The 21,095-nt window shown below is 63.3% G+C and carries 17 protein-coding genes and 1 tRNA gene; 10 read left to right on the forward strand and 8 right to left on the reverse strand.

What is annotated here, in order from left to right; translation table 11 throughout:
- From FJ979_RS29755 to tkt, 5 genes are all read right to left on the reverse strand, one after another.
- On the reverse strand, positions 1 to 584 hold a 584-nt coding region (locus FJ979_RS29755; protein WP_140584484.1), incomplete at its 3' end, for a class I fructose-bisphosphate aldolase.
- A 125-nt stretch (positions 585 to 709) separates the two neighbouring features.
- Positions 710 to 1,906 (reverse strand): phosphoglycerate kinase, encoded by a 1,197-nt coding sequence (locus tag FJ979_RS29760; protein WP_140584485.1) that lies wholly within the window; start codon positions 1,904 to 1,906, stop codon positions 710 to 712.
- A gap of 173 nt (positions 1,907 to 2,079) precedes the next feature.
- Positions 2,080 to 3,963: a potassium/proton antiporter gene (locus FJ979_RS29765; protein WP_140584486.1), complete on the reverse strand. Its 1,884-nt coding sequence runs from the start codon at positions 3,961 to 3,963 to the stop codon at positions 2,080 to 2,082.
- Between the two features lie 213 nt (positions 3,964 to 4,176).
- Positions 4,177 to 5,187 (reverse strand): type I glyceraldehyde-3-phosphate dehydrogenase, encoded by a 1,011-nt coding sequence (gene gap, locus FJ979_RS29770; RefSeq protein ID WP_140500546.1) that lies wholly within the window; start codon positions 5,185 to 5,187, stop codon positions 4,177 to 4,179.
- A 211-nt stretch (positions 5,188 to 5,398) separates the two neighbouring features.
- On the reverse strand, positions 5,399 to 7,390 hold the full coding sequence (gene tkt, locus FJ979_RS29775) for a transketolase (protein WP_140525465.1): 1,992 nt from the start codon (positions 7,388 to 7,390) through the stop codon (positions 5,399 to 5,401).
- A gap of 259 nt (positions 7,391 to 7,649) precedes the next feature.
- On the opposite strand from tkt, the gene FJ979_RS29780 reads away from it, so the two are divergent.
- The 4 genes from FJ979_RS29780 to FJ979_RS29795 all read left to right on the forward strand — a co-directional run bounded on the left by FJ979_RS29780 (position 7,650) and on the right by FJ979_RS29795 (position 10,241).
- The gene (locus FJ979_RS29780) at positions 7,650 to 7,922 is read left to right on the forward strand and encodes a DUF4164 domain-containing protein (RefSeq protein ID WP_140584487.1); all 273 of its coding nucleotides are present in this window, start codon (positions 7,650 to 7,652) and stop codon (positions 7,920 to 7,922) included.
- A gap of 4 nt (positions 7,923 to 7,926) precedes the next feature.
- Positions 7,927 to 8,292: a cell division protein ZapA gene (locus FJ979_RS29785; RefSeq protein WP_140500552.1), complete on the forward strand. Its 366-nt coding sequence runs from the start codon at positions 7,927 to 7,929 to the stop codon at positions 8,290 to 8,292.
- Positions 8,293 to 8,461: 169 nt separating this feature from the next.
- Complete coding sequence (locus tag FJ979_RS29790) at positions 8,462 to 9,121, forward strand: peroxiredoxin (protein ID WP_140500553.1); 660 nt, start codon at positions 8,462 to 8,464, stop codon at positions 9,119 to 9,121.
- A gap of 247 nt (positions 9,122 to 9,368) precedes the next feature.
- On the forward strand, positions 9,369 to 10,241 hold the full coding sequence (locus FJ979_RS29795; protein ID WP_140500555.1) for an MBL fold metallo-hydrolase: 873 nt from the start codon (positions 9,369 to 9,371) through the stop codon (positions 10,239 to 10,241).
- A gap of 85 nt (positions 10,242 to 10,326) precedes the next feature.
- On the opposite strand, the gene rpoH is transcribed toward FJ979_RS29795, so the two are convergent.
- Together rpoH and FJ979_RS29805 are read right to left on the reverse strand one after the other, a co-directional pair.
- Positions 10,327 to 11,238 (reverse strand): RNA polymerase sigma factor RpoH, encoded by a 912-nt coding sequence (gene rpoH / locus FJ979_RS29800; RefSeq protein WP_027023478.1) that lies wholly within the window; start codon positions 11,236 to 11,238, stop codon positions 10,327 to 10,329.
- 211 nt (positions 11,239 to 11,449) lie between these two features.
- The gene (locus FJ979_RS29805) at positions 11,450 to 12,505 is read right to left on the reverse strand and encodes an RluA family pseudouridine synthase (RefSeq protein WP_140517878.1); all 1,056 of its coding nucleotides are present in this window, start codon (positions 12,503 to 12,505) and stop codon (positions 11,450 to 11,452) included.
- A gap of 25 nt (positions 12,506 to 12,530) precedes the next feature.
- On the opposite strand from FJ979_RS29805, the gene FJ979_RS29810 reads away from it, so the two are divergent.
- From FJ979_RS29810 to FJ979_RS29825, 4 genes are all read left to right on the forward strand, one after another.
- Positions 12,531 to 12,929, forward strand: coding sequence for a fimbrial protein (locus tag FJ979_RS29810; RefSeq protein WP_140517879.1), 399 nt, complete (start codon positions 12,531 to 12,533; stop codon positions 12,927 to 12,929).
- 13 nt (positions 12,930 to 12,942) lie between these two features.
- Positions 12,943 to 13,350, forward strand: coding sequence for a VOC family protein (locus tag FJ979_RS29815; RefSeq protein ID WP_140525467.1), 408 nt, complete (start codon positions 12,943 to 12,945; stop codon positions 13,348 to 13,350).
- Between the two features lie 89 nt (positions 13,351 to 13,439).
- Positions 13,440 to 13,514: transfer RNA gene (locus tag FJ979_RS29820), tRNA-Glu, on the forward strand.
- A 403-nt stretch (positions 13,515 to 13,917) separates the two neighbouring features.
- Positions 13,918 to 14,295 (forward strand): hypothetical protein, encoded by a 378-nt coding sequence (locus tag FJ979_RS29825; RefSeq protein WP_140584488.1) that lies wholly within the window; start codon positions 13,918 to 13,920, stop codon positions 14,293 to 14,295.
- A gap of 179 nt (positions 14,296 to 14,474) precedes the next feature.
- Here the strand turns inward: FJ979_RS29825 and FJ979_RS29830 are convergent, their stop codons facing one another.
- Positions 14,475 to 14,678 carry a hypothetical protein gene (locus FJ979_RS29830; RefSeq protein WP_140500562.1) on the reverse strand — a complete coding sequence of 68 codons (204 nt, stop codon included), beginning with the start codon at positions 14,676 to 14,678 and terminating at the stop codon, positions 14,475 to 14,477.
- Positions 14,679 to 14,982: 304 nt separating this feature from the next.
- On the opposite strand from FJ979_RS29830, the gene FJ979_RS29835 reads away from it, so the two are divergent.
- Positions 14,983 to 15,906 (forward strand): DUF2865 domain-containing protein, encoded by a 924-nt coding sequence (locus tag FJ979_RS29835; RefSeq protein WP_140525468.1) that lies wholly within the window; start codon positions 14,983 to 14,985, stop codon positions 15,904 to 15,906.
- A gap of 608 nt (positions 15,907 to 16,514) precedes the next feature.
- Entirely contained in the window at positions 16,515 to 20,648 is a 4,134-nt protein-coding gene (locus tag FJ979_RS29845; protein WP_181168632.1) for a PAS domain-containing protein, read from the forward strand.
- Positions 20,649 to 21,095: the final 447 nt, after the last annotated feature.

The raw sequence follows: 21,095 nt of genomic DNA on the forward strand, positions 1-21,095 counted from the left end.
TCATAGCACGTGTAGATGTCGTGGGCGCCGTCCATCAGCACTTCCGGCTCGACGATCGGCACGATGCCGGCTTCCTGGCAAAGGGCCGCATAGCGGGCGAGCGCATGGGTGTTCGCGCTGATCGAGGTGACCGACGGCACGCCCTTTGCCTTGTCGATGTCGATCACGGCACGCCATTTGGCGAAGCGGGCGCCGAGCTTGTAATAGTCGGCGAGCCGCTCGCGCAGGCCGTCGAGGCCCTCGGTGACCGTGTCGCCGGGAAAGCCGGCCAGGGGCTTGGCGCCGGCATCGACCTTGATTCCGGGGATGGCGCCTGAAGCCTTGATGATATCGACCAGCGGCGTGCCATCGGCCGCTTTCTGCCGAATGGTCTCGTCGTAAAGGATGACGCCGGAAATATACCTGGTCATGGCGTCACTGGTGCGGAACATCATCTCGCGGTAGTCGCGCCGGCTGTCCGCGGTCGATTCGACGCCGATGACGTCGAAGCGCTTCTTGATGGTTCCCGAGCTTTCGTCGGCGGCCAGCAGGCCCTTGCCGTTGGCCACCATCGCGGCGGCAATGTCTTCGAGACGTTCGCTCATCGTGCTTCTCCTTGACGGTGTTGTTCTGCGCCTGACAGGACACTACCGCCAAAGGAATGACGCCGGAAAGCTCCAATCGATCGAAACTCCCGGCAACGCCGCGCGCTCGCCTCGAGTTGATCGTCTCAATGCTTGAGCACGTCGACGCCCGGCAGCGGCTTGCCTTCCATCCATTCGAGGAAGGCGCCGCCGGCAGTCGAGACATAGGTGAAATCGTCGGCAACCCCGGCCTGGTTGAGCGCCGCCACGGTATCGCCGCCACCGGCCACCGAAACCAGCTTGCCGGCCTTGGTGCGCGCCGCCGCATGCCTGGCTGCCGCCATCGTCGCGCGATCGAAGGGTTCGATCTCGAACGCGCCGAGCGGCCCGTTCCAGACCAAGGTCGCGGCGCGGTCGATCCAGTCGGCAACGGCCCTCACGGTCTTTTCGCCGACATCGAGGATCATGCCATCCGCAGGCACGTCGGCGATGGCCACGGTTTCGCTGGCCGCACCCGCCTTGAATTCCTTCGCCACGACGCCGTCGACGGGCAGGATGATGGCGCAGCCGGCCTCGGCCGCCTCGATCATGATCTGCTTGGCGGTAGCGGCGAGGTCGTGCTCGCACAGCGACTTGCCGACATCGGTGCCGCGTGCGGCGAGAAAGGTGTTGGCCATGCCGCCGCCGATGACCAGCGCGTCGACTTTCTTGACCAGGTTCATCAGCAGGTCGATCTTGGTCGAGACCTTGGCGCCGCCGACGATGGCGATCACCGGGCGAACAGGATTTCCAAGGCCCTTCTCCAGCGCTTCCAGTTCGGCTTGCATGGTGCGGCCGGCAAAGGCTGGCAACAGATGCGCCAGTCCCTCGGTCGAGGAATGCGCCCGGTGGGCAGCGGAGAAGGCGTCGTTGACGAAGATATCGCCATTGGCGGCGAGCCGTTCGGTGAAGGCCGGGTCGTTCTTCTCCTCGGCCTTGTAGAAGCGGGTGTTCTCGAGCAGCAGCACGTCGCCCTTGTTCATGGCGGCGACCGCACTTCCCGCCGTGTCGCCGACGCAGTCGCCGGCAAAGCCCACGGGACGGCCAAGCACCTCGGCCGTCGCCCTGGCGATCGGCTCCAGCGAGAATTCCGGCGAGGGACCGTCCTTGGGCCGGCCGAAATGGGCGAGCAGGATGACCTTGGCGCCCTTGCCTGACAATTCAGCGATGGTCGGCGCGATGCGTTCGATGCGGGTCGTGTCGGTGACCTTGCCGTCAGCGACGGGAACGTTGAGGTCGACGCGCACCAGCACGCGCTTGCCATTGATGTTGCCGATATCGTCCAGTGTCTTGAAGCTGGCCATGCTGGTTCCTTTCGCTGAGAAATCGCCGGGACCATACCCCGCACCGACGACGATGCAAGACTTGGCTGGGGAGGGCGCGAAATTTTCAAGGCGAAGGCGAAGGCGAAGGCGAAGGCGTCGACGTCGCGAAGCGTCACGGCAGGCGGATGGGTGCGGCGCAAAGGATCGCCGTGTCAGCTTTCGGTCGTTGCCTTTTCCACCGCCGGCTCCGGTTTCTCGTCCGCGTGTGCCTCTGCGATCGGTGTTTCCACCGGCTTGCGCCAGGTTTGGACGAAAGCTTTGATCCGGTCGGCGATCTCGCCGGCGCTGAGGAAGACCGGTACCCGCGCCACGGGCGCGGTCGGTTCGAAGGAGAGGCCCAGGCCTGTGATCCTGCCCTTGTCGTCGACGTCACGCACGATCAGCTCGATCGGGCCGATCAGCACGCGGTCGGCGTATTCGACGTGGCCGCCGAGCCGCGCCGTGACCAGAGCGCCGACGGTCAGGTTCTGTTCCGCCTCGCTCAGGCCCGGCGCGTATGCGGCTTCCAGTTCGGCAGCGGAACGCGCCGGATCGACGGCGAAGGCGCCGAAGAAATCGGCGTCCTCGGGGTCGACGACGGCGCGGCTGGCGAACAGCTTGTCGAGCAGGCGTGGATAGCGGTCCGGCACGAAGATGTAGACCTGGTCGCCGGCGGCAAGCCTGCCCATGTCCTGGAAACGCATCGAGCGTCCATCGCGCAACACCAGCGAGGGCCGCGCCCAGCGAGGGATGCGCTCGCCGCGCGCCACCGGGCTGCCCGGCGCGACGCGGTAGGCGAGGAGCTCGTGATGGGCCGAGCCCGGCAGTTCGAGCTCGACCTTGTCCAGAGGTCCGAGCCGCGCCGGCACGATCAGGCCGAGACGGCGCGCCAGCGGACCAACGGTCCAGCCCTGGATGACGAGCGACACCAGGACGATGATGAAGGCGGCGTTGAAGATGGTGCGGCCATTCTCCAGCCCGCCGAGCAAGGGAGTGATGGCAAGCAGGATCGAGACGGCGCCGCGCAGGCCGACCCAGGAAACGAAGGCGACTTCGGGGCGCGGCAGACGAAACGGGACCAGGCAAAGCCAGACCGCGATCGGCCGGGCGACGAACATCAGGAACAGGCCAAGCAGCACCGCCGGCACCATGATCGCCGGGAATTGCGAGGGCGTCGCGAACAGGCCGAGGATCAGGAACATGATGATCTGCGCCAGCCAGGACATGCCGTCCTGGAAGCGCTTGAGGATGGTGACGGCGCGGATGTCGGAATTACCCGCGATGAGACCGGCAAGATAGACCGCCAGGAAACCGGAGCCGCCGATGGCGCCGGCGGCGGCGAAGACCATCAGCGATAGGGTCAGCACGAAGATCGGCAGCAGGCCATGGTCGAGATTGAGCCGGTCGACGAGGCGCACGATGGCGAGGCCCCCCAGCACGCCGACAATGGCGCCCAGGCCCATGTTAATGAGGAAGCCGAGGACGAGGTTGGTGACCAGGACATTGGCCTCGGGGTCGGCATGGGCGGCTATGATCTCGACCAGGGTGATGGTCAGGAAGATGGCGATCGGATCGTTGGTGCCGGACTCCACCTCCAGCGTGGAGCGCACGCGCTCGCGCAGATTGATCTCGCCGGCGCGCAAAAGGAAGAACACGGCGGCCGCGTCGGTGGAGGCGACGGCGGCACCGAGCAGGAAGGATTCCAGCCAGGTGAGATCGAGCATATAGTAGGCGGCGGCGCCGAACAGGCCGGTGGTGAGGATCACGCCGAATGTGGCCAGCGACAGCGCCGGCCCGGCTGCCTGCCGCAAGGCATTGAGCGGCGTGCCGAAGCCGGAATCGAACAGGATCACCGCCAGCGCCAGTGAGCCGGCAAAATAGGCGATGCGGGCATTGTCGAACTCGATGCCGAGGCCATCGGTCCCGGTGGCGAGCCCGATGCAGAGAAACAGAAGCAGCAGCGGTGCGCCGAAGCGGAAGGCGATCAGGCTCGAAAACGCGGCGACGACGACAAGCGCGGTGCCCACCAGCGTGACGAGATAGATCGCATGCTCCATCCGTGACTTGTCCCCTGCCTCTTCTCTCGATTCAAGGAAGAGTGGGGCGAAGGCATGGCCGGCGCAAGGCGGGAGAGCGGTTTTTTGGGCCGAAGCCCCACAGCTTCATCGTCCTTGGGCTTAGCAGGAGCGAAGCGACGCGTTGCCGAGCACTCCGACGAAAACGCCCGGACGAAACCGGGCGTTTCAAGTCTCTGGAAGATGGGCCCGCGATCAGGCGATGGTCTTGCCGAAGGCGACCGCGGTATCGCCCATGCGATTGGAGAAGCCCCATTCATTGTCGTACCAGGACAGCACCGAAACGAAGTTGCCGTCCATCACCTTGGTCTGGTCGAGCGCCACGATCGAGGAGTGCGGGTCGTGGTTGAAGTCGATCGACACGTTCGGATGATGGGTAACCGACAGGATGCCCTTGAGCTTGCCATTGGAGGCGGCGATCACCGCCTCGTTGATCTCCTGCGCCGACGTCGAGCGCTTGGCGATGAACTTGAAGTCGACGAGCGAGACGTTCGGCGTCGGCACGCGGATCGAGATGCCGTCGAGCTTGCCCTTGAGCTCGGGCAGCACCAGGCCGATGGCCTTGGCGGCACCGGTCGAGGTCGGGATCTGCGAGAGTGCCGCGGCGCGGGCGCGGTAGAGATCCTTGTGCATGGTGTCCAGCGTCGGCTGGTCGCCGGTGTAGGAATGGATCGTCGTCATCATGCCCTTTTCGATGCCGACCGTCTCGTGCAGGACTGCGGCCAGCGGCGCCAGGCAATTGGTGGTGCAGGACGCGTTCGAGATGACGATGTGGTCCTTGTTCAGCTTGTCGTGATTGATGCCGTAGACGACGGTGAGGTCGGCGCCTTCACCGGGCGCCGAAACGAGGACGCGCTTGGCGCCGGCGGTCAGGTGTGCGGCTGCCTTGTCGCGGGCGGTGAAGATGCCGGTGCATTCGAGCGCGATGTCGACGCCGAGCTCCTTCCACGGCAGCTGGGTCGGATCCTTGATCGCGGTGACCTTGAACGTCTCCTTGCCGACGGTGATCTGGTCGCCGGAAACCGATACCTCGTGCGGGAAGCGGCCGTGTACGCTGTCGTAGCGCAGGAGGTGGGCGTTGGTTTCAACCGGGCCGAGGTCGTTGACGGCGACGACGTCGATGTCCTTGCGGCCGGATTCATGGATGGCGCGCAGGATGTTGCGGCCGATGCGGCCGAATCCGTTGATGGCAACTCTGACGGTCATTTTTCTCTCCTTGGGAGCTGGAGGGCAGACGATTGGTCCGCAGCTTCATAGCGGCGGAAGCGGAAAGAATCCAGCCGCGGCGACGTGGATTTAAATCGATTAGGTCAGGCCAGTCCGGCGGAACCGCTGTACGCGGTTTCGCCGAGCGTTCTTGTTTCATACATGTCGCTGTCCCAAAATCGAGATACACTTTTGGGCAACAAGCACGGCCTTACTTGCCATGCAGGCGGGCTTCCGCCGCCTTGGCGGCCGCCTCGGCGGTGATGCCGAAATGCGGATAGAGCTGCTCGATCGTTCCCGAGGCGCCGAAGCCGGTCATGCCGATGAAGATGCCATCGGAGCCGATGAGGTGATCCCAGCCCTGGCGGATGCCGGCTTCGATCGCCATCTTCACCTTCGCATTGCCGATCGTCTTGCGGCGGTAGTCCTCGCTCTGCTTATCGAACAGTTCGAAGCAAGGAACCGAGACGACGCGGGTCGGATGGCCGTGCTTCTCCAGGAGGTCGCGGGCGCCGAGCGCGATCTCGACTTCCGAACCCGTGGCGAAGATCGTCACCGCGGCTTCGCCGCTGGCGGCGGCGAGCTCATAGGCGCCCTGGCTGCTCAGGTTCTTCTCTGTGAATTCGGTGCGCACGGTCGGCAGGTTCTGTCGGGTCAGCGCCAGCGTTGACGGCGTCTTTTCCGATTCAAGGGCCAACTGCCAGCATTCGGCGGTCTCGACCGCGTCCGCCGGACGGAACACGTTGTGGTTGGGGATGGCGCGCAGTGCCGCCACATGCTCGACCGGCTGATGGGTCGGGCCGTCTTCGCCGAGACCGATGGAGTCATGAGTCATGACGAAGATCGAGCGGATGCCCATCAGCGAGGCCAGTCGCATCGAGGGGCGGGCATAGTCTGAGAAGCACAGGAAAGTGCCGCCATAGGCGATCAGGCCGCCATGCAGCGTCAGCCCGTTGATGGCGGCAGCCATGCCGTGTTCGCGGATGCCGTAGTGGACATAGCGCTGGCCGTAGTCGTCCGGGGTGATGTTCTTGGTCTGGCTGGTCTTGGTGTTGTTGGAGCCGGTGAGATCGGCCGAGCCGCCGATGGTTTCGGGCACGGCGCCGTTGATGACTTCCAGCGCCATTTCGGAAGATTTGCGGGTGGCGACCTTCGGCTTGTCGGCGGAGAGCTTCTTTTTGTAGTCGGCAATGACGGCGTCGAAGTTGGACGGCAGCTTGCCGGCAACGCGGCGCTCGAACTCTGCCCTGAGCTTGGCGTCGGCCTTGGCGAGGCGACCTTCCCAGTCGGCGCGCGCCTCGGCGCCGGCCGTGCCGGCCGTGCGCCAGGCATCGAGGATGTCGGCTGGAACCTCGAAGGGGGGTGACTCCCAGTTGAAGAACTTGCGCGCGCCGGCGATCTCGTCGGCGCCGAGGGGCGAGCCGTGCGCCTTGTTGGTGCCGGCCTTGGTCGGGGCGCCGAAGCCGATGGTCGTCTTGCAGGCGATCATCGTCGGCTTGTCGGAATGGCGGGCGGCTTCGATCGCATAGGCGATGGCTTCCGGATCCGTGCCGTCGATGTGGCTGGCGTTCCAACCGGAAGCCTGGAAGCGCGCGACCTGGTCGGTATTGTCAGCCAGCGACACCGGGCCGTCGATCGAGATGTTGTTGTTGTCCCAGAACACGATCAGCTTGTTGAGCTTGAGGTGCCCGGCAAGCGCGATCGCCTCCTGGGAGACACCTTCCATCAGGCAGCCGTCGCCGGCCAGCACATAGGTGTAGTGGCTGACGAGGTCGTTGCCGAAGGCGGCGTTCATGATGCGCTCGCCGAGCGCGAACCCGACAGAATTGGCAAGGCCCTGGCCGAGCGGGCCGGTGGTCGTTTCGATGCCGGCGGCGTGGCCATATTCGGGATGGCCGGCGGTTTTCGAGCCCAACTGGCGGAAGTGCTTGATCTGGTCGATCGTCATGTCTTCGTAGCCGGTCAGGTAGAGCAGCGAGTAGAGCAGCATCGAGCCGTGGCCGGCCGACAGGATGAAGCGGTCGCGGTCGGCCCAATGCGGCGCCTTGGCGTCGAATTTCAGGAAACGGGTGAACAGCACCGTGGCAATGTCGGCGCAGCCCATGGGCAGGCCGGGATGGCCGGAGTTCGCCTTCTCGACCGCGTCCATGGAGAGAAAGCGGATCGCATTGGCCATCCGGTCATGTTGTTCACGCGACGTCATGGTTCCTCCGGGGTGGGGTTTGGGGCCTTGGGAGAGCCCTTGAAAAGCGTGCGCGACACATAGCAGGCGCGCACTTTTAGTCAACAAACCGGTGCGCATTTGCCGGCCTTGTGATGCCGCGGGCAGGCCTATATTAGCGTTAGCAGGGGACAGTCGCGAGAGCTTTGTTGACGTCGCCTTCACCCGGTGCCTAATGTTTCAGAGATAACGCGTTCTGAACGCGAGCGATTCGGTGATGGGCAGGGCACAGGACGAGGCCATGACCGGGGAAACGACACTCAAGGAAGTCATCGCAAGGCTGGGCAAGGCCATGGAAGGCCTGGAAAACGCCGTCGCGGCCAAGCTCGAGCATGAGCGCGATTATTCGGAAGCCGAGGCCGAGGTGCAGCGGATGAATGCCGACCGCTCGCGGCTGGCGCAGGAGCTCGACAGTTCCGAGGCGCGCGCCGAGCGGCTGGAGGAAGCCAACAAGGAAGTGTCGCGACGACTGGTGACCGCCATGGAAACCATCCGCGCTGTGTTGGATAGGTAGGCTGATGGCACAGGTCACGGTTTCCATCGACGGCAAGCAGTATCGGATGGCCTGCGACGAAGGCCAGGAAGAGCATCTGATCGATCTCGCCGAGCGTTTCGACCGCTACGTCTCGCATCTGAAGGATTCATTCGGCGAGATCGGCGACCAGCGGCTGACGGTCATGGCCGGCATCATGGTCATGGATGAACTCTCGGAGCTGCAGAAGCGCGTCAAGGGCATGGAAAGCGAAGTGCTAACCTTGCGCAAGACCCGCGACGAGGCGCTGACCAAGGCCGACAAGAGCGACAGCGTGCTGACCAACGCGCTTGGCGCGCTGGCGCAGCGCATGGAAGATCTTGCGGCGACGCTGGCCGTCAACAAGGCATAAGCGGTCTCCTCGGAAATTCCTGCCGAACTTGGCGGCAAGAAGAGAAATTTTTTCGCGGGCGTGACGGGCGCCTGTGGCTTTAGGCATTTGTGGGTTGCCGCCGAGGTGTTAAAAAGATTTGAGCGCTCGCCAGCCGTTGCCGGCAACATTTCAAGGGTAGGGAAACAACATGAGCCTTCGCATCAACGATATCGCCCCGGATTTCACCGCCGAGACCACGCAAGGACCGATCAGCTTTCACCAGTGGATCGGTGACGGCTGGGCGGTGCTGTTCAGCCACCCGAAGAATTTCACTCCCGTCTGCACGACCGAGTTGGGCACGATGGCGGGGCTCGAGGGCGAGTTCAAGAAGCGCAACGTCAAGATTATCGGCATTTCGGTCGATCCGGTCGAAAGCCACGGCAAATGGCAGGACGACATCAAGACGGCCACCGGCCATTCGGTGAACTATCCGCTGATCGGCGACAAGGATCTCAAGGTCGCCAAGCTCTACGACATGCTGCCTGCTGGTGCAGGCGAGACGTCGGAGGGCCGCACGCCCGCCGACAATGCCACCGTGCGTTCGGTCTATGTCATTGGGCCCGACAAGAAGATCAAGCTGGTGCTGACCTATCCGATGACCACGGGCCGCAACTTTGACGAGATCCTGCGCGCGGTCGATTCCATGCAGTTGACCGCCAAGCACCAGGTGGCGACGCCGGCGAACTGGAAACAGGGCGAGGACGTCATCATCACCGCGGCCGTTTCCAACGAGGACGCCATCAAGCGCTTCGGCGCCTACGAGACCATCCTGCCCTACCTCAGGAAGACCAAGCAGCCTTCCGCGTAAAGCGGCTCTCCGGTTCACGGAAACGGCGAACCATCTCTTTGTTTTTGCGCAATTCCTTGGGCAAAGCGCCACGCGCTTTCCCGGGAAACCGCTTGGAATTGCTCCAGTTGCCTGGCCGGGATTTTTCGACTTCCGTCGCTTTTCTGGCAAGGCGTGCTTGACGGCAGGGCCCCGCTAGACAAGCATGCTCGTATGTTGCTCTGGCAGAGAAAATCATTCCTGTCTGGCTAACGGAGGGGACGTCGGATTGGACATAGGTTCGGCAAAGCCTGAGGTCACCGGTTTCCACGACAAGCCGACCGGCGCCATCCAGTATGTCGTCGCCGACCGGGTGACGAAGCGGTGTGCCATAATCGATCCGGTCCTCGACTTCGACGAGAAGTCCGGCGCAGTTTCGACAGCCAATGCCGATGCGCTGCTGGATTTCGTCAGGGCGGAGGGACTGAGCGTCGAATGGATTCTCGACACCCATCCGCATGCCGATCATTTCTCGGCCGCGCAGTACCTGAAGCAAAGGACCGCGGCGCCGACGGCGATCGGCGAGAGGATCGTCGAGGTCCAGAAATTGTGGAAGGCGATCTACAACTGGCCGGATTTCCCCGCCGACGGCTCGCAGTGGGACCGGCTGTTCGGCGACGGCGAGGTTTTTCGGGTGGGAACGCTTCCAGCAAGGGTGCTTTTCTCGCCCGGGCACACGCTGGCGTCGATCACCTATGTGATCGGGGATGCAGCCTTTGTTCACGACACGCTGTTCATGCCCGACAGCGGCACGGCAAGGACGGATTTTCCCGGCGGCAGCGCCGCGCGCCTGTGGCACTCGATCCAGGGCATTCTGGCCCTGCCGGAGGACACGCGCGTCTTTGTCGGCCATGATTATCAGCCCGGCGGGCGCCAGGCATTATGGGAGAGCACGGTTGCCGCGCAGAAAGCCGACAACATACATCTTGCCGCCGCGCGCGGCGAGGCCGAATTCGTTGCCCTGCGCGAGGCGCGCGACCGGACATTGCCGATGCCGAGGCTGATCCTGCATGCGCTGCAGGTCAACATGAATGGCGGACGCCTGCCGGAACCGGAAGCCAATGGCCGACGGTATCTGAAATTTCCGCTGGATGGGCTTTGAAGCAATCACGGCACCCGCTGCGGTATACAAAAAGGCGGCGCCAGTCTCCTGACGCCGCCGTTCTATCTTGTTGCCGATGCCGGCTTTAAGCCGCCGGCTGCGCCTCGATGGTGCGCAGCGCCTGGGTCTGGCGCTTGGCGGCGGCCTTGACGGCATCCTGAACCTTCTCGAAAGCGCGCACTTCGATCTGGCGCACGCGCTCGCGGCTGATGTCGAACTCAGCCGACAGTTCTTCCAGGGTCAGCGGCTCATCGGCGAGGCGGCGCGCCTCGAAGATGCGCCGTTCGCGTTCGTTGAGCACCGCAAGAGCACCCGACAGCATGCCGCGCCGGTTTTCCAGCTCGTCCTGCTCGATCAGCATCTCTTCCTGGCTTTCGTGGTCGTCGACCAGCCAGTCCTGCCATTCGCCGGACTCGCCTTCCGTCGCCCGGATCGGCGCGTTGAGTGAGGCGTCGCCCGACAGGCGGCGGTTCATCGACACGACTTCCGCTTCCGAGACGTTCAGCCTCGTGGCGATTTCGGCGATCTGGTCGGGCTTGAGGTCGCCGTCGTCAAGCGCCTGGATCTTGCCCTTCACCTTGCGCAGGTTGAAGAACAGACGCTTCTGGTTGGCGGTCGTGCCCATCTTGACCAGGCTCCACGAGCGCAGGATGTATTCCTGGATCGAGGCCTTGATCCACCACATGGCGTAGGTCGCGAGGCGGAAGCCACGCTCTGGCTCGAATTTCTTGACGGCCTGCATCAGGCCGACATTGCCTTCCGAGATCACTTCGCCAATCGGCAGGCCGTAGCCGCGATAGCCCATGGCGATCTTGGCGACGAGCCGCAAATGGCTGGTGACGAGCTTGTGCGCTGCGGAAGTGTCCTCATGCTCGGCATAACGCTTGGCGAGCATGTACTCTTCCTGCGGCTGAAGCATCGGAAAGCGGCGGATCTCTTCCAGGTAGCGGCTGAGGCCGCCTTCGCCGGAAACGATACTGGGTAGTGACTGGGCCATGATAGCGCCCCCTCTCTATTGGAGTGATGCCCCCGAAACGCGGCGGGCATGTGACGCGAGCACCAAAGGCTCGCTCGCGACATCAGATATATACAGGAACAAAACCAGAAAAGACAGGCATTTGTTCAACACGAAACAGTGTGTCACGCTGAAGTGAACAACGCCAGTCAGGTTTGTTGATGGTTGATTTGAAGCTTGCCGGGCGGCGGATTCAAAGACTGCGAAAGCCGCCGACGAGTTCCTCCATGTCCCTCGGTATCGGTGCCTCGAACCTCATCGATAGATGGGTAGTCGGATGGCGAAATTCAAGGAGCCAGGCGTGCAAAGCTTGCCGGGAGAAGGCCTTGACCTGGCTTCTCAGCGGTTCGGGCAACCGGTTGGCCTTGGTGCGAAAGGCTTGGCCGTAATCGGGATCACCGAGCACCGGATGACCGATATGGGCCATGTGGACGCGGATCTGATGGGTGCGGCCGGTCTCCAGCCGGCATTCAACCAGACTTGCGGTTGCGAATTCCTTTTGGTTTTCGCCGAAGCGCTCCTGCACCGCAAAATGGGTGACGGCGTGGCGGGCATCGTCGCGTCCTTCGGGTACTACGGCGCGACGTACACGGTCGGCGGCGCGGCCGAGTGGGGCATCCACCGTTCCGGCCGGCCGCTGCGGTATGCCCCAGACCAGCGCCAGGTAGGCGCGCTCGAGATCGCCTGTCAGGCCGTGATCGGCAAAGGCCTCCGAAAGCGCCTTGTGGGCGCGGTCGGTCTTGGCCACGACCATGACGCCGCTGGTTTGCTTGTCGAGGCGATGAACGATGCCCGGCCGGCGCACGCCGCCGATGCCGGACAGGCTGTCGCCGCAATGATGGATCAGCGCATTGACCAGCGTGCCGGTCCAATTGCCGGCGCCGGGATGGACGACAAGCCCGGCGGGTTTGTTGATGACGATCAGTTCGTCATCTTCATAGAGGATATCGAGGGCGATGTTTTCCCCCTGTGGCTCCGCCGGTTCCGGCTCCGGCATGGCGACCGAGACAGTTTCGCCCGGCGACATCTTGCACTTGGTCTCGACAACGGCCTTGCCGTCGACCAAGACCGCGCCCTGCCTGATCAGCATCTGCACGCGGCTGCGCGACATTTCCGGGCCGAGCCTGCCTGCCAGCCACTGATCGATGCGCTGGCCGGCATCGTCGGCGCCGGCCACGAGCACGATCGGTTCTGCCTGCATGAATTGGTCCTCTATCAATCCGGGGGCCTCTTCGTTATGAGCGCTCATCGAGAATCGTTCCGGAATGTTTGCCATGGCCCGCCCCGCCGCCGACGAAGACGCCGTTGTTGAAGGCGGGGAAAAGCCGCTCAACCCCGAGATCGAAAAGGTGCGCGGCAGGCTCATCCGCTTCATGGCCATCAATCTCGGCCTGCTCTTGCTGGCCCTTATGGTGGTGATCGCGGCGATTGTCTACAAATCACGCAAGGCAGCGCCGGTGAGCCCGCCGCTGGCCGGCGACATCCAGGTGCCCGCCGGCGAACCGCTCAGCGGAGACATCGTGCTGCCGGTCGGCGCCAGGGTGGTCAGCCAGTCGCTATCCGGCAATCGCGTCTCGATCGAGGCCGAACTTGTCGATGGCAGCCGCACGATCTTCGTCTACGATATGGGCGAGCGGCGCATAATCGGCCGCTTCGCGATCCGCAACAAATGAAGCCCGGCGCGCAATGACCGGCTTTGCCGAAAACCGTCATATCGCCACCGTTGCGCTGGTCGTCGACAGCTATGACGAAGCAATCGACTGGTATGTCGAGCGAATGGGCTTTGTGCTCCTGGAGAATGTGGACCTTGGCGGCGGCAAGCGCTGGGTGACGGTCGCGCCGGCCAGCGGGCGCGGCGCGCGGCTGCTTCTGGCCGAGGCCTCCGACGAGGCACAAAGGAAGAGCATCGGCAACCAGACCGGCGGGCGGGTTTTTCTCTTCCTGGAAACCGACAACTTTGCCCGCGATCATGCGGCGATGGTGGCGAAGGGCGTCGAATTTCGCGAGCCACCGCGCTTGGAGCCCTACGGCACGGTGGCGGTTTTCGCCGATCTCCACGGCAATCTATGGGACCTGATCGAGCCAAAACGCTAGCAGCAGCCAGCTTTTTCTTGATCCCGGGAAAGCCGGCGGACCCCAGTTGCTTTTTCTCCGCCGCCAGCCTATATCGCCGGTTCTTGAACGCGCCCATCGTCTAGCGGTCAGGACACCGCCCTCTCACGGCGGGAACAGGGGTTCGATTCCCCTTGGGCGTACCAAGAAGGCGACGGCTCAGCCGTTGATGATCCCTCCAGCATCAAACAATGTTCAAGGCCTCCGCGGAAGCTTCGTCATATGCGCGCATATGACCGCATGGAGCGCTGGCAAAAGCCGGGCTCGGAGCTATGGCATGGCGGCTTCGATTAACGTTTCGTTTACCTATAATCTGTCTATTGGAGACAATTCACCCGCGACCACGGATGTACTGGCGCTGCGGTGAAAACAAAGGTCGGCCCACTGCCGGCCTTTTGTTTTTTGGCCGGCCGCTGCGGGCAGGGCTGCCTCCAATGCTTTCGGCAAGAGCTTTCGCCAAAGCATATTGCCCTTGCCATCTCCAGCCCTACCATCAATCCTGACGATCGCACGCGGGCGGCCGGAAGGGTCGACGGTGGAGGAATTGCAATGAAAAGAACCGCTGGAATGCTCCTGATTAGCGGCGCATTGGCGATTGGCGCCACCTGCCCGTCGGCTGCCGCCCAGCTCAACACGATGGAGGAAGTTGGCACGGCGATCCAGGCATGCTGGACGCCGCCGGCGGATGCTGGAAATTCCATCGTCACTCTGAGCTTCAGCTTCAAGCGCGACGGCACGCTGCTTGGTCCGCCACGGCCGACCGCCGCCAAGGTGGCCGGCGACGACAAGGCGCGAAAGTCGTTCATCGACGCCGCAATGACCGCGGTGAAGAATTGCACGCCGCTCAGCCTTTCGCCGCAACTGGCGCAAGGGATTGCCGGCAACGTGTTCACCTTGCAATTCGTATCTCCCAAGATCGGCCAATAGCTGTTTTCCGCAACTCTCCGCGCAGGGCGCGCCGCGGCTTAATGCGCTAGAGCCGTTCGGCGTTCGGATCGCCGATCCCGCTTCAATTTTTTACGCAATCCTGACGGAAAACGTCTGCCAGCCAGCCGCTCAGGTAGCGACTACCACCAAACCATCTCGCCCAGCACCGCCTTCACCGGTCAGTGGCTGGTACGCCGCGCCTCGGCGTGCCGCGCCAGGTCGGGTGTCTCGAAGACGTAGTCGTTCCAGGCCGATTCCGGGATTTGCCCGGCCAGATAGCATTCCAGCAGCAGGTTTTGCTCGGCGCTCAGGGGCCTCGGATCAAGTCCCAGGGAATGAAAAAGATTTCTTGTCAGTTCCGATACCGTGACCTGGATCGACATCTGCGTTCTCCTTTGCGCTTCAACGCGAAAGGACGGGCAAAGGTTTCAGGGCCCGTTTCCGGTAACGCCGGAGTGATTCGGCAGGCCTGCCAGCCGTCGGTCCGGCTGCATTGTTTTGCAGTTCGTCTCAATCTTGAAATAAAAATGCAATATTGAATTCACAGAGGTTCTTCTATTAAACTAAAGACAAGTCTCTCAATGCATGGAGACTAGAAAGATTAGATAAAACTCATTTAGCGAAAGCTTACCGAAGTCGAAAGAGTTGTCATTCCAGGTTCTCAGCAACAAGGACCGCGTCCTTCCGATGATCCGTTTCTGGTCCCCCATGATGATCGCGTTCGTCACCCTGACCGTGCTCGCGCTCGGCATGTCCAGTTCTTATGCCGACAGTTGCAGTGCAATAAGAAATCAGTTGTCTTCGGCCGGCCGTGGCGGCGGCACGAGCCCCGAGCTTGCCCAGTTGCACCGCCAGCTTGCCGCGATCCAAGGCATCGAGAGGCAGCGCAAGTGTACGGCGAAAAATTCCCTCGGTGGTTTCTTCAACGCATGCGCCGATCTTGCCAGGAACAGGAGCGAGGTGCAGCGCCAGATCGCTGCGGCCTCCAATTCAGGCCGGGACATGTCGGGGCTGCGGGCACGCTTTGTCGCGCTTGGCTGCGCGCCAGCGGCAAAGCGCGCGGCGGCGAAGACCCAATCGGTGTCTGCGGCGGCGCCAGCGGCGAGGGCAACGGGCGCCGGCAACGCGATGCTGTTCTGCGTGCGCCTTTCGGATGGATATTTCTTCCCAGCACCCAAGTCGCAGTTCGCCGGCAGCGACGATGTGAAGGATATGGCCGATCAATGCCGCTACATCTGCGACGAGCCGGGCGTCGACCTCTATACGCTCAGCGACGTCAGCCTCGAAACCGAAAAGATGGTCTCTCTCGACACGCGCAAGCCCTACACCGATCTGCCGACCGCATTCCGCTACCGCGACGACGTCAATTTCAAGGCATGTGACCTAAAACGCTACTACAGCAGGGTCGCCGAATTGAGGGCCCGAACGGTAACGCCCACAAACATGACCAATGCCATCATCCCCTTGCCGTCGGCCAAGCCGGACCTCGGCAGCGTCGCGGCAATTCCCGCGGCGGACGCCGAAGCCTCCGGGGCGGCCCAGCATCAGTCGATAGAGGCCGGCAAGCGGCCGGTGAGAATAGTCGGCCCGGCCTTCTTCCCAGCCGAATGATCATCCGCCCCCGGTTGTAGGCGCCGGTTTCTCAGCCAAGGTCAGTTTTGGGTGGCACCCATCAGTCGCAGACCATGCGAACCCTCTTTCCGGGTTCGCTGACATTCCTGCATGCCAGGGGCTTTTCCTCATCGGAGGACGGCGGAGGTGGCCTCGAAACTCTTGAAAGATGACGTCTCGGTGCGGCGCGCGGCGCGGGCCTGCGCTCGGAAAACCGGGTTGGCGGTTGTGGCGGCGCCGGAAAAGCGCCGTTTTCCATTCCGGACGGCCCGTATTCCACATTGGGCGGCGGCCGGTCCCAGAAACGCCGGGCATCGAGCGGGCGCGGAATGACGACGGTGCCGTCATAGCTGCGCGAACAGCCGCTGCCGAAAAGCAGCGCCGCGCTCAGCAAGCAAGGCACAATCCGTCCAAACATCAGCAACACCCCAATATTGGCTTATAGCGCGGCTTCGATCAGGCCGACAACCGGGCGCAATGGCGCAGGCCAGGGCCCGTCCGGTGCGCAACGGCTTGTTAAGGTTAGCGGATCGTTAATGCTTCTCGGGCACATTCCGCCGACGAACCGCGGAGGGAGGGTTCGGCCTTGGATTCGGGGTGGGGACGGCATGGCTGAAGCGAACGAGACAGCCGGCGTGCGCGGCGAGCGCGGGTCGGGCGAAATGGCGGTGAACGACGCGGCTTCGTTCACCGCAGGCATGGATTTGGCCATGCTACGCCAGCTGGTCGAAACGGGCTCGGACTGGATCTGGGAGACCGACGCCGAGCTGCGCTTTTCCTGGCTTTCGCACAACTACCAGGCGGTCACGGGCATCGACCCGGCCGCCGTGCTCGGCCGCTTCCGTTTCGATTTCCTGAAGCAGGTCCTGAACGGCAACCGCAGCGCGGCAATGCATCTGGAGGATCTGCAGGCACATCGGCCGTTCCGTGACTTTGTCTACGAACTGAAGGGAGGTCGCGCCGATTGCCGCTGGGTGCTGACCTCAGGCTTTCCACGCTTCGATGACGAGGGGAAATTCGCCGGCTATCGTGGCATTGGACGCAATGTCACGGGATTGGCCGTCGCCTTCGAAGAACTGGAGCAGAAGCAGCAAGGAGAGGCGTCTTCGGGAGGCCTTCCCGACCTTCGAACGATGGTCGATTCGATGCCGATCGGGATCATGGTCCTCGACGCCGACCTGCGCGCCGAAGTGATCAACCAGGCCTTCTACAATTTGTGGAAAATCGATCCCCAGCGCGCCGGGATCGGCTCGGGCTTCCGCGAGTTGATGGAGGCCAGCCGCGCCGCCGATTCCTACGGCGCCGACGACGTTGCCTGGCAGCGTCATACCGCCGAGCGCGAGGCCGAGATCAGGGCCGGCGTCGCCGGCTCGAGACAATTGCCGCGCAATGACGGGCGTACCCTGGTTGCATCGCTGGCCCCGCTGGCCGGCGGCAAGCGGCTCATCTCCTATGTCGATGTCACCGACATGAAGGATCGCGAGGCCGAGCTGGCCGACGCGCTGGAAAAGGCGCGACTGGCGGAAGCGGTGATCAACGGCGTCAAGGATCCGATCTTCGTCAAGGACGACGATCTGCGCTTCGTCTTCGTCAACGAAGCGTTTGCGGGCCTGTTCGGCCAGACGCCGCAAACCATGCTTGGCAAGCCCGGCGGCAATTTTCTCGCGCCCGCCGAGGTCGCGCTGTTCGAGGAAAGCGAGCGCGCGGTGCTGGCGACCGGGCGGCCTTACGAGGTGGAGGAAAGTTTCCAGGTCGACGGCGTCAACCGCTCGCGCGTCGTCAGGAAGAACCGCGTTAGAATGGCAAGCGGCCGCAACTACGTGGCCGGCTTCCTCTTCGACGTCTCGGACATGAAGGGCCGTGAGACCGAGGCGCAGGACGCCCGCAAACACCTGGCCAGCGTGCTGGAATCGCTGCCGGCCGCCGTGATCATCTACGACCGCGACGACAATTTCGTTTTCGCCAACCGCAAGATGCAGGACACGCTGCCGGCGCTGAAGCCGGCGTGGCAGCCCGGCCGCACCTTCCGCGACGCGCTGGCACTCGGTCATTCGGCCGGCTATTTCCGCTCGAGCGGCGATCCGCAGGTCGATGCGCTCTATGATGGCGATCTCGATCCCTGGCTGGACAGCATCCTCGCCCGCTACCACCTGCCATACTCATCCTTCGAACGTCTCAATCCCGACGGTCGCTGGTACCAGGTCTACGACATGCGCACCGACGACGGCACGTTCATCGGCGTGCGTGTCGATATCTCCGAGATCAAGAGCCGCGAAAAGGCGCTGCACGATTCGATGCGGCAGATCGACCTGTTCCGGCACGTGCTGGACGAACTGCCCGTGGCCGCCTTCATCAAGGCGCAGGACCTCAGCATCGAGTTCGTCAACAAGGCCTGGTGCGCGATCACCGGGCTCGCCAAGGAAGACGTCATCGGCCGCACCGATCGGCAGCTGTTCGGCGACGGGGATGGAAAGAGCTACAGCCTGGACGACACCGAGGTCGCCCTCACGGGCAGCGTCAGGGAGGTCGAGGAGCCCGTCACCCATCGCGACGGCACGGTGCGGCAGTTGATGACGCGCAAGAACCGGCTGGTGGCGCTGGACGGATCGGTGCATCTGGTCGGCTCCAGCACCGACATCACCGAGGTCAAGGCGCGCGAGCGGGCGCTGGAAGAAAGCATGCGCGAGAACGAGGTATTCCGCAGCCTGATCGACAACGTGCCGGTGTCGATCTATGCCAAAAGCTCCGATCTCAGGCAATTCTACGTCAACAAGGGGTGGTGCGATCTCACCGGCTTCAGCAAGCAGGACGCGATCGGCAAGACCGATATCGAAATTTTCGGGCCCGACGGCGAAGCCTTCGTCAATGGCGACCTCGCGGTGCTGCGCAGCGGCGAAACCCAGGAGGTCGAGGAGACGGTGATGCTCCCGGACGGCAGCGTGCGCCACCAGTTCGCCCGCAAGGGCGCGATGATCGCGTCCGACGGGTCGCTCTACCTGATCGGGTCGACCACCGACATCACCGAATTGAAGCTGCGCGAGGCGGAACTGCGCGAGGCGCGCCAGCGCGCCATACTTGCCGACCGCGCCAAGTCGGAATTCCTCGCCAATATGAGCCATGAGATTCGCACCCCGATGAACGGCGTGCTGGGCATGGCCGAACTCCTGGCCAAATCCGATCTCGATCCGAAGCAGAAGACCTTCACCGACATCATCGTCAAATCGGGCAACGCGCTGCTCACCATCATCAACGATATCCTGGATTTCTCCAAGATCGATGCCGGCCAGTTGGTGCTCGATCCCGCCCCCTTCAATCTCGCCGAGGCGATCGAGGACGTGGCGACGCTGGTGTCGACGCGGGCCAAGGAAAAGGACCTCGAGCTCATCGTGCGCATCGAGCCTGGGCTCGAAAGCCTGTTCATCGGCGATGTCGGCCGCATCCGGCAGATCGTCACCAACCTGCTCGGCAATGCGGTGAAGTTCACCGAAGAAGGCCATGTGCTCGTCGACGTCACCGGCGAAAGTGTGCCGGACGGAACCAGGCTGACGATCTCGGTCACCGACACCGGGATCGGCATCCCTGAGGAAAAGCTGAAACAGGTGTTCGAGAAATTCAGCCAGGTCGACACCTCCTCGACGAGGCGGCATGAGGGCACTGGGCTCGGGCTCGCGATCACCTCGCGGCTGGTCGAATTGATGGGCGGCGACATCGGCGTGGAAAGCGCCGAAGGCAAGGGGTCGACCTTCTGGTTCACGGTCACGCTGCCCAGGGCCGGACAACAGAACGCGCAGCGCATCATGCCGGTGGACGTGACCGGCGCGCGGGTGCTGATCGTCGACGACAATGCCGTCAACCGCGCCATCCTGACCGAGCAGATGACGTCATGGACCTTCGATTCCTGCGCGGCCGAGAGCGGCGCCGAGGGACTGAAAGTGCTGATCGCGGCCGCCGCCTACGGCGTGCCGGTCGATTGCGTCGTGCTCGATTATCAGATGCCCGAGATGAGCGGCGCCGAGATGGCAGGTGTCGTGCGCAACACCGCCGGGCTTGCCGACACGCCGATCATCATGCTGACCTCCGTCGACCAGTCGCTGGCCAACACCAGTTACCGCGATCTCGGCATTGATGCCCAACTCATCAAGCCCGCACGCTCCTCGGTGCTCCTGGAAACGCTGGTCGCCACCATCCAGCGGCATCGCCACGCCACGGATGTCGCCCGGCCGCTTGCTGTCGAGGGAGGCGGCGGGAACAATCCGCAGTCACCGCCACCGGCGGCAGGGCAACGCGCGTTGCTGCAGCCGCCGCCGGTCAGGCCTCGGCTTGCCGCGACTGGCGGCGAGCAGCGGCTGGACATCCTCGTGGCCGAGGACAATGAGGTCAACCAGATGGTCTTCACCCAGATCCTCGGCGAGACCGGCTACGGTTTCGAGATCGTCGGCAATGGCCGCAAGGCGCTGGACGCTTTCGGCAGGCTCAATCCGTGCATGATCCTGATGGACGTCTCGATGCCGGAGATGAACGGGCTCGAGGCAACCGCCGCCATCCGCCGGCTGGAAGAGGAAACCGGCACGCATGTGCCGATCGTCGGGGTCACCGCGCATGCGCTCAAGGGCGATCGCGAACGCTGCCTGGACGCCGGCATGGATGATTATCTGCCCAAGCCGATCAGCCCCAGGGCCCTGCTCGAAAAGGTCGAGCGCTGGGTCGGCGCTGGTCGCCAGGCCCGGCGCAACGCGGGATAGACTTTGCGCCTTCGGCCGGATTGCGGCGAGAATCACCCGGGGCCGGCTGCAGCCCTTCGAGCAAGACTATGGTGCGATCGCACCATATCAAAGCCGGCGTCCAGCCGGGACAATGACGGCATCGAATTTCCGCTCTCTTCTAGTTACGGGCGGGAGCAGCGACCGCCAGTATGAAGCAGCGTCAATCTACCCCAACGGACCTGTTTTTGGCGATGGCCCGGCCAAGACATCCTCTGGCCTCGAGCAACGCGCTCCCGTCCGGCTTTTCTTCGATCAGCGATCCATGCCGAATCCGATGGCTGTTTGGGTGGCCGGATAGCGCAAGTCCCTGATTCCCGAAGGCAAACCGGCGCCATGCCGCAGCCGCTAATCGACATCGCCTTTCCAGGCGCCGGCGACGCGTTACCGGGCTGACACGAAACTGTCATGCGACTGTTATAATCGAAC

This window comes from Mesorhizobium sp. B1-1-6, from assembly GCF_006443035.1.
Classification (GTDB): Bacteria; Pseudomonadota; Alphaproteobacteria; order Rhizobiales; family Rhizobiaceae; genus Mesorhizobium.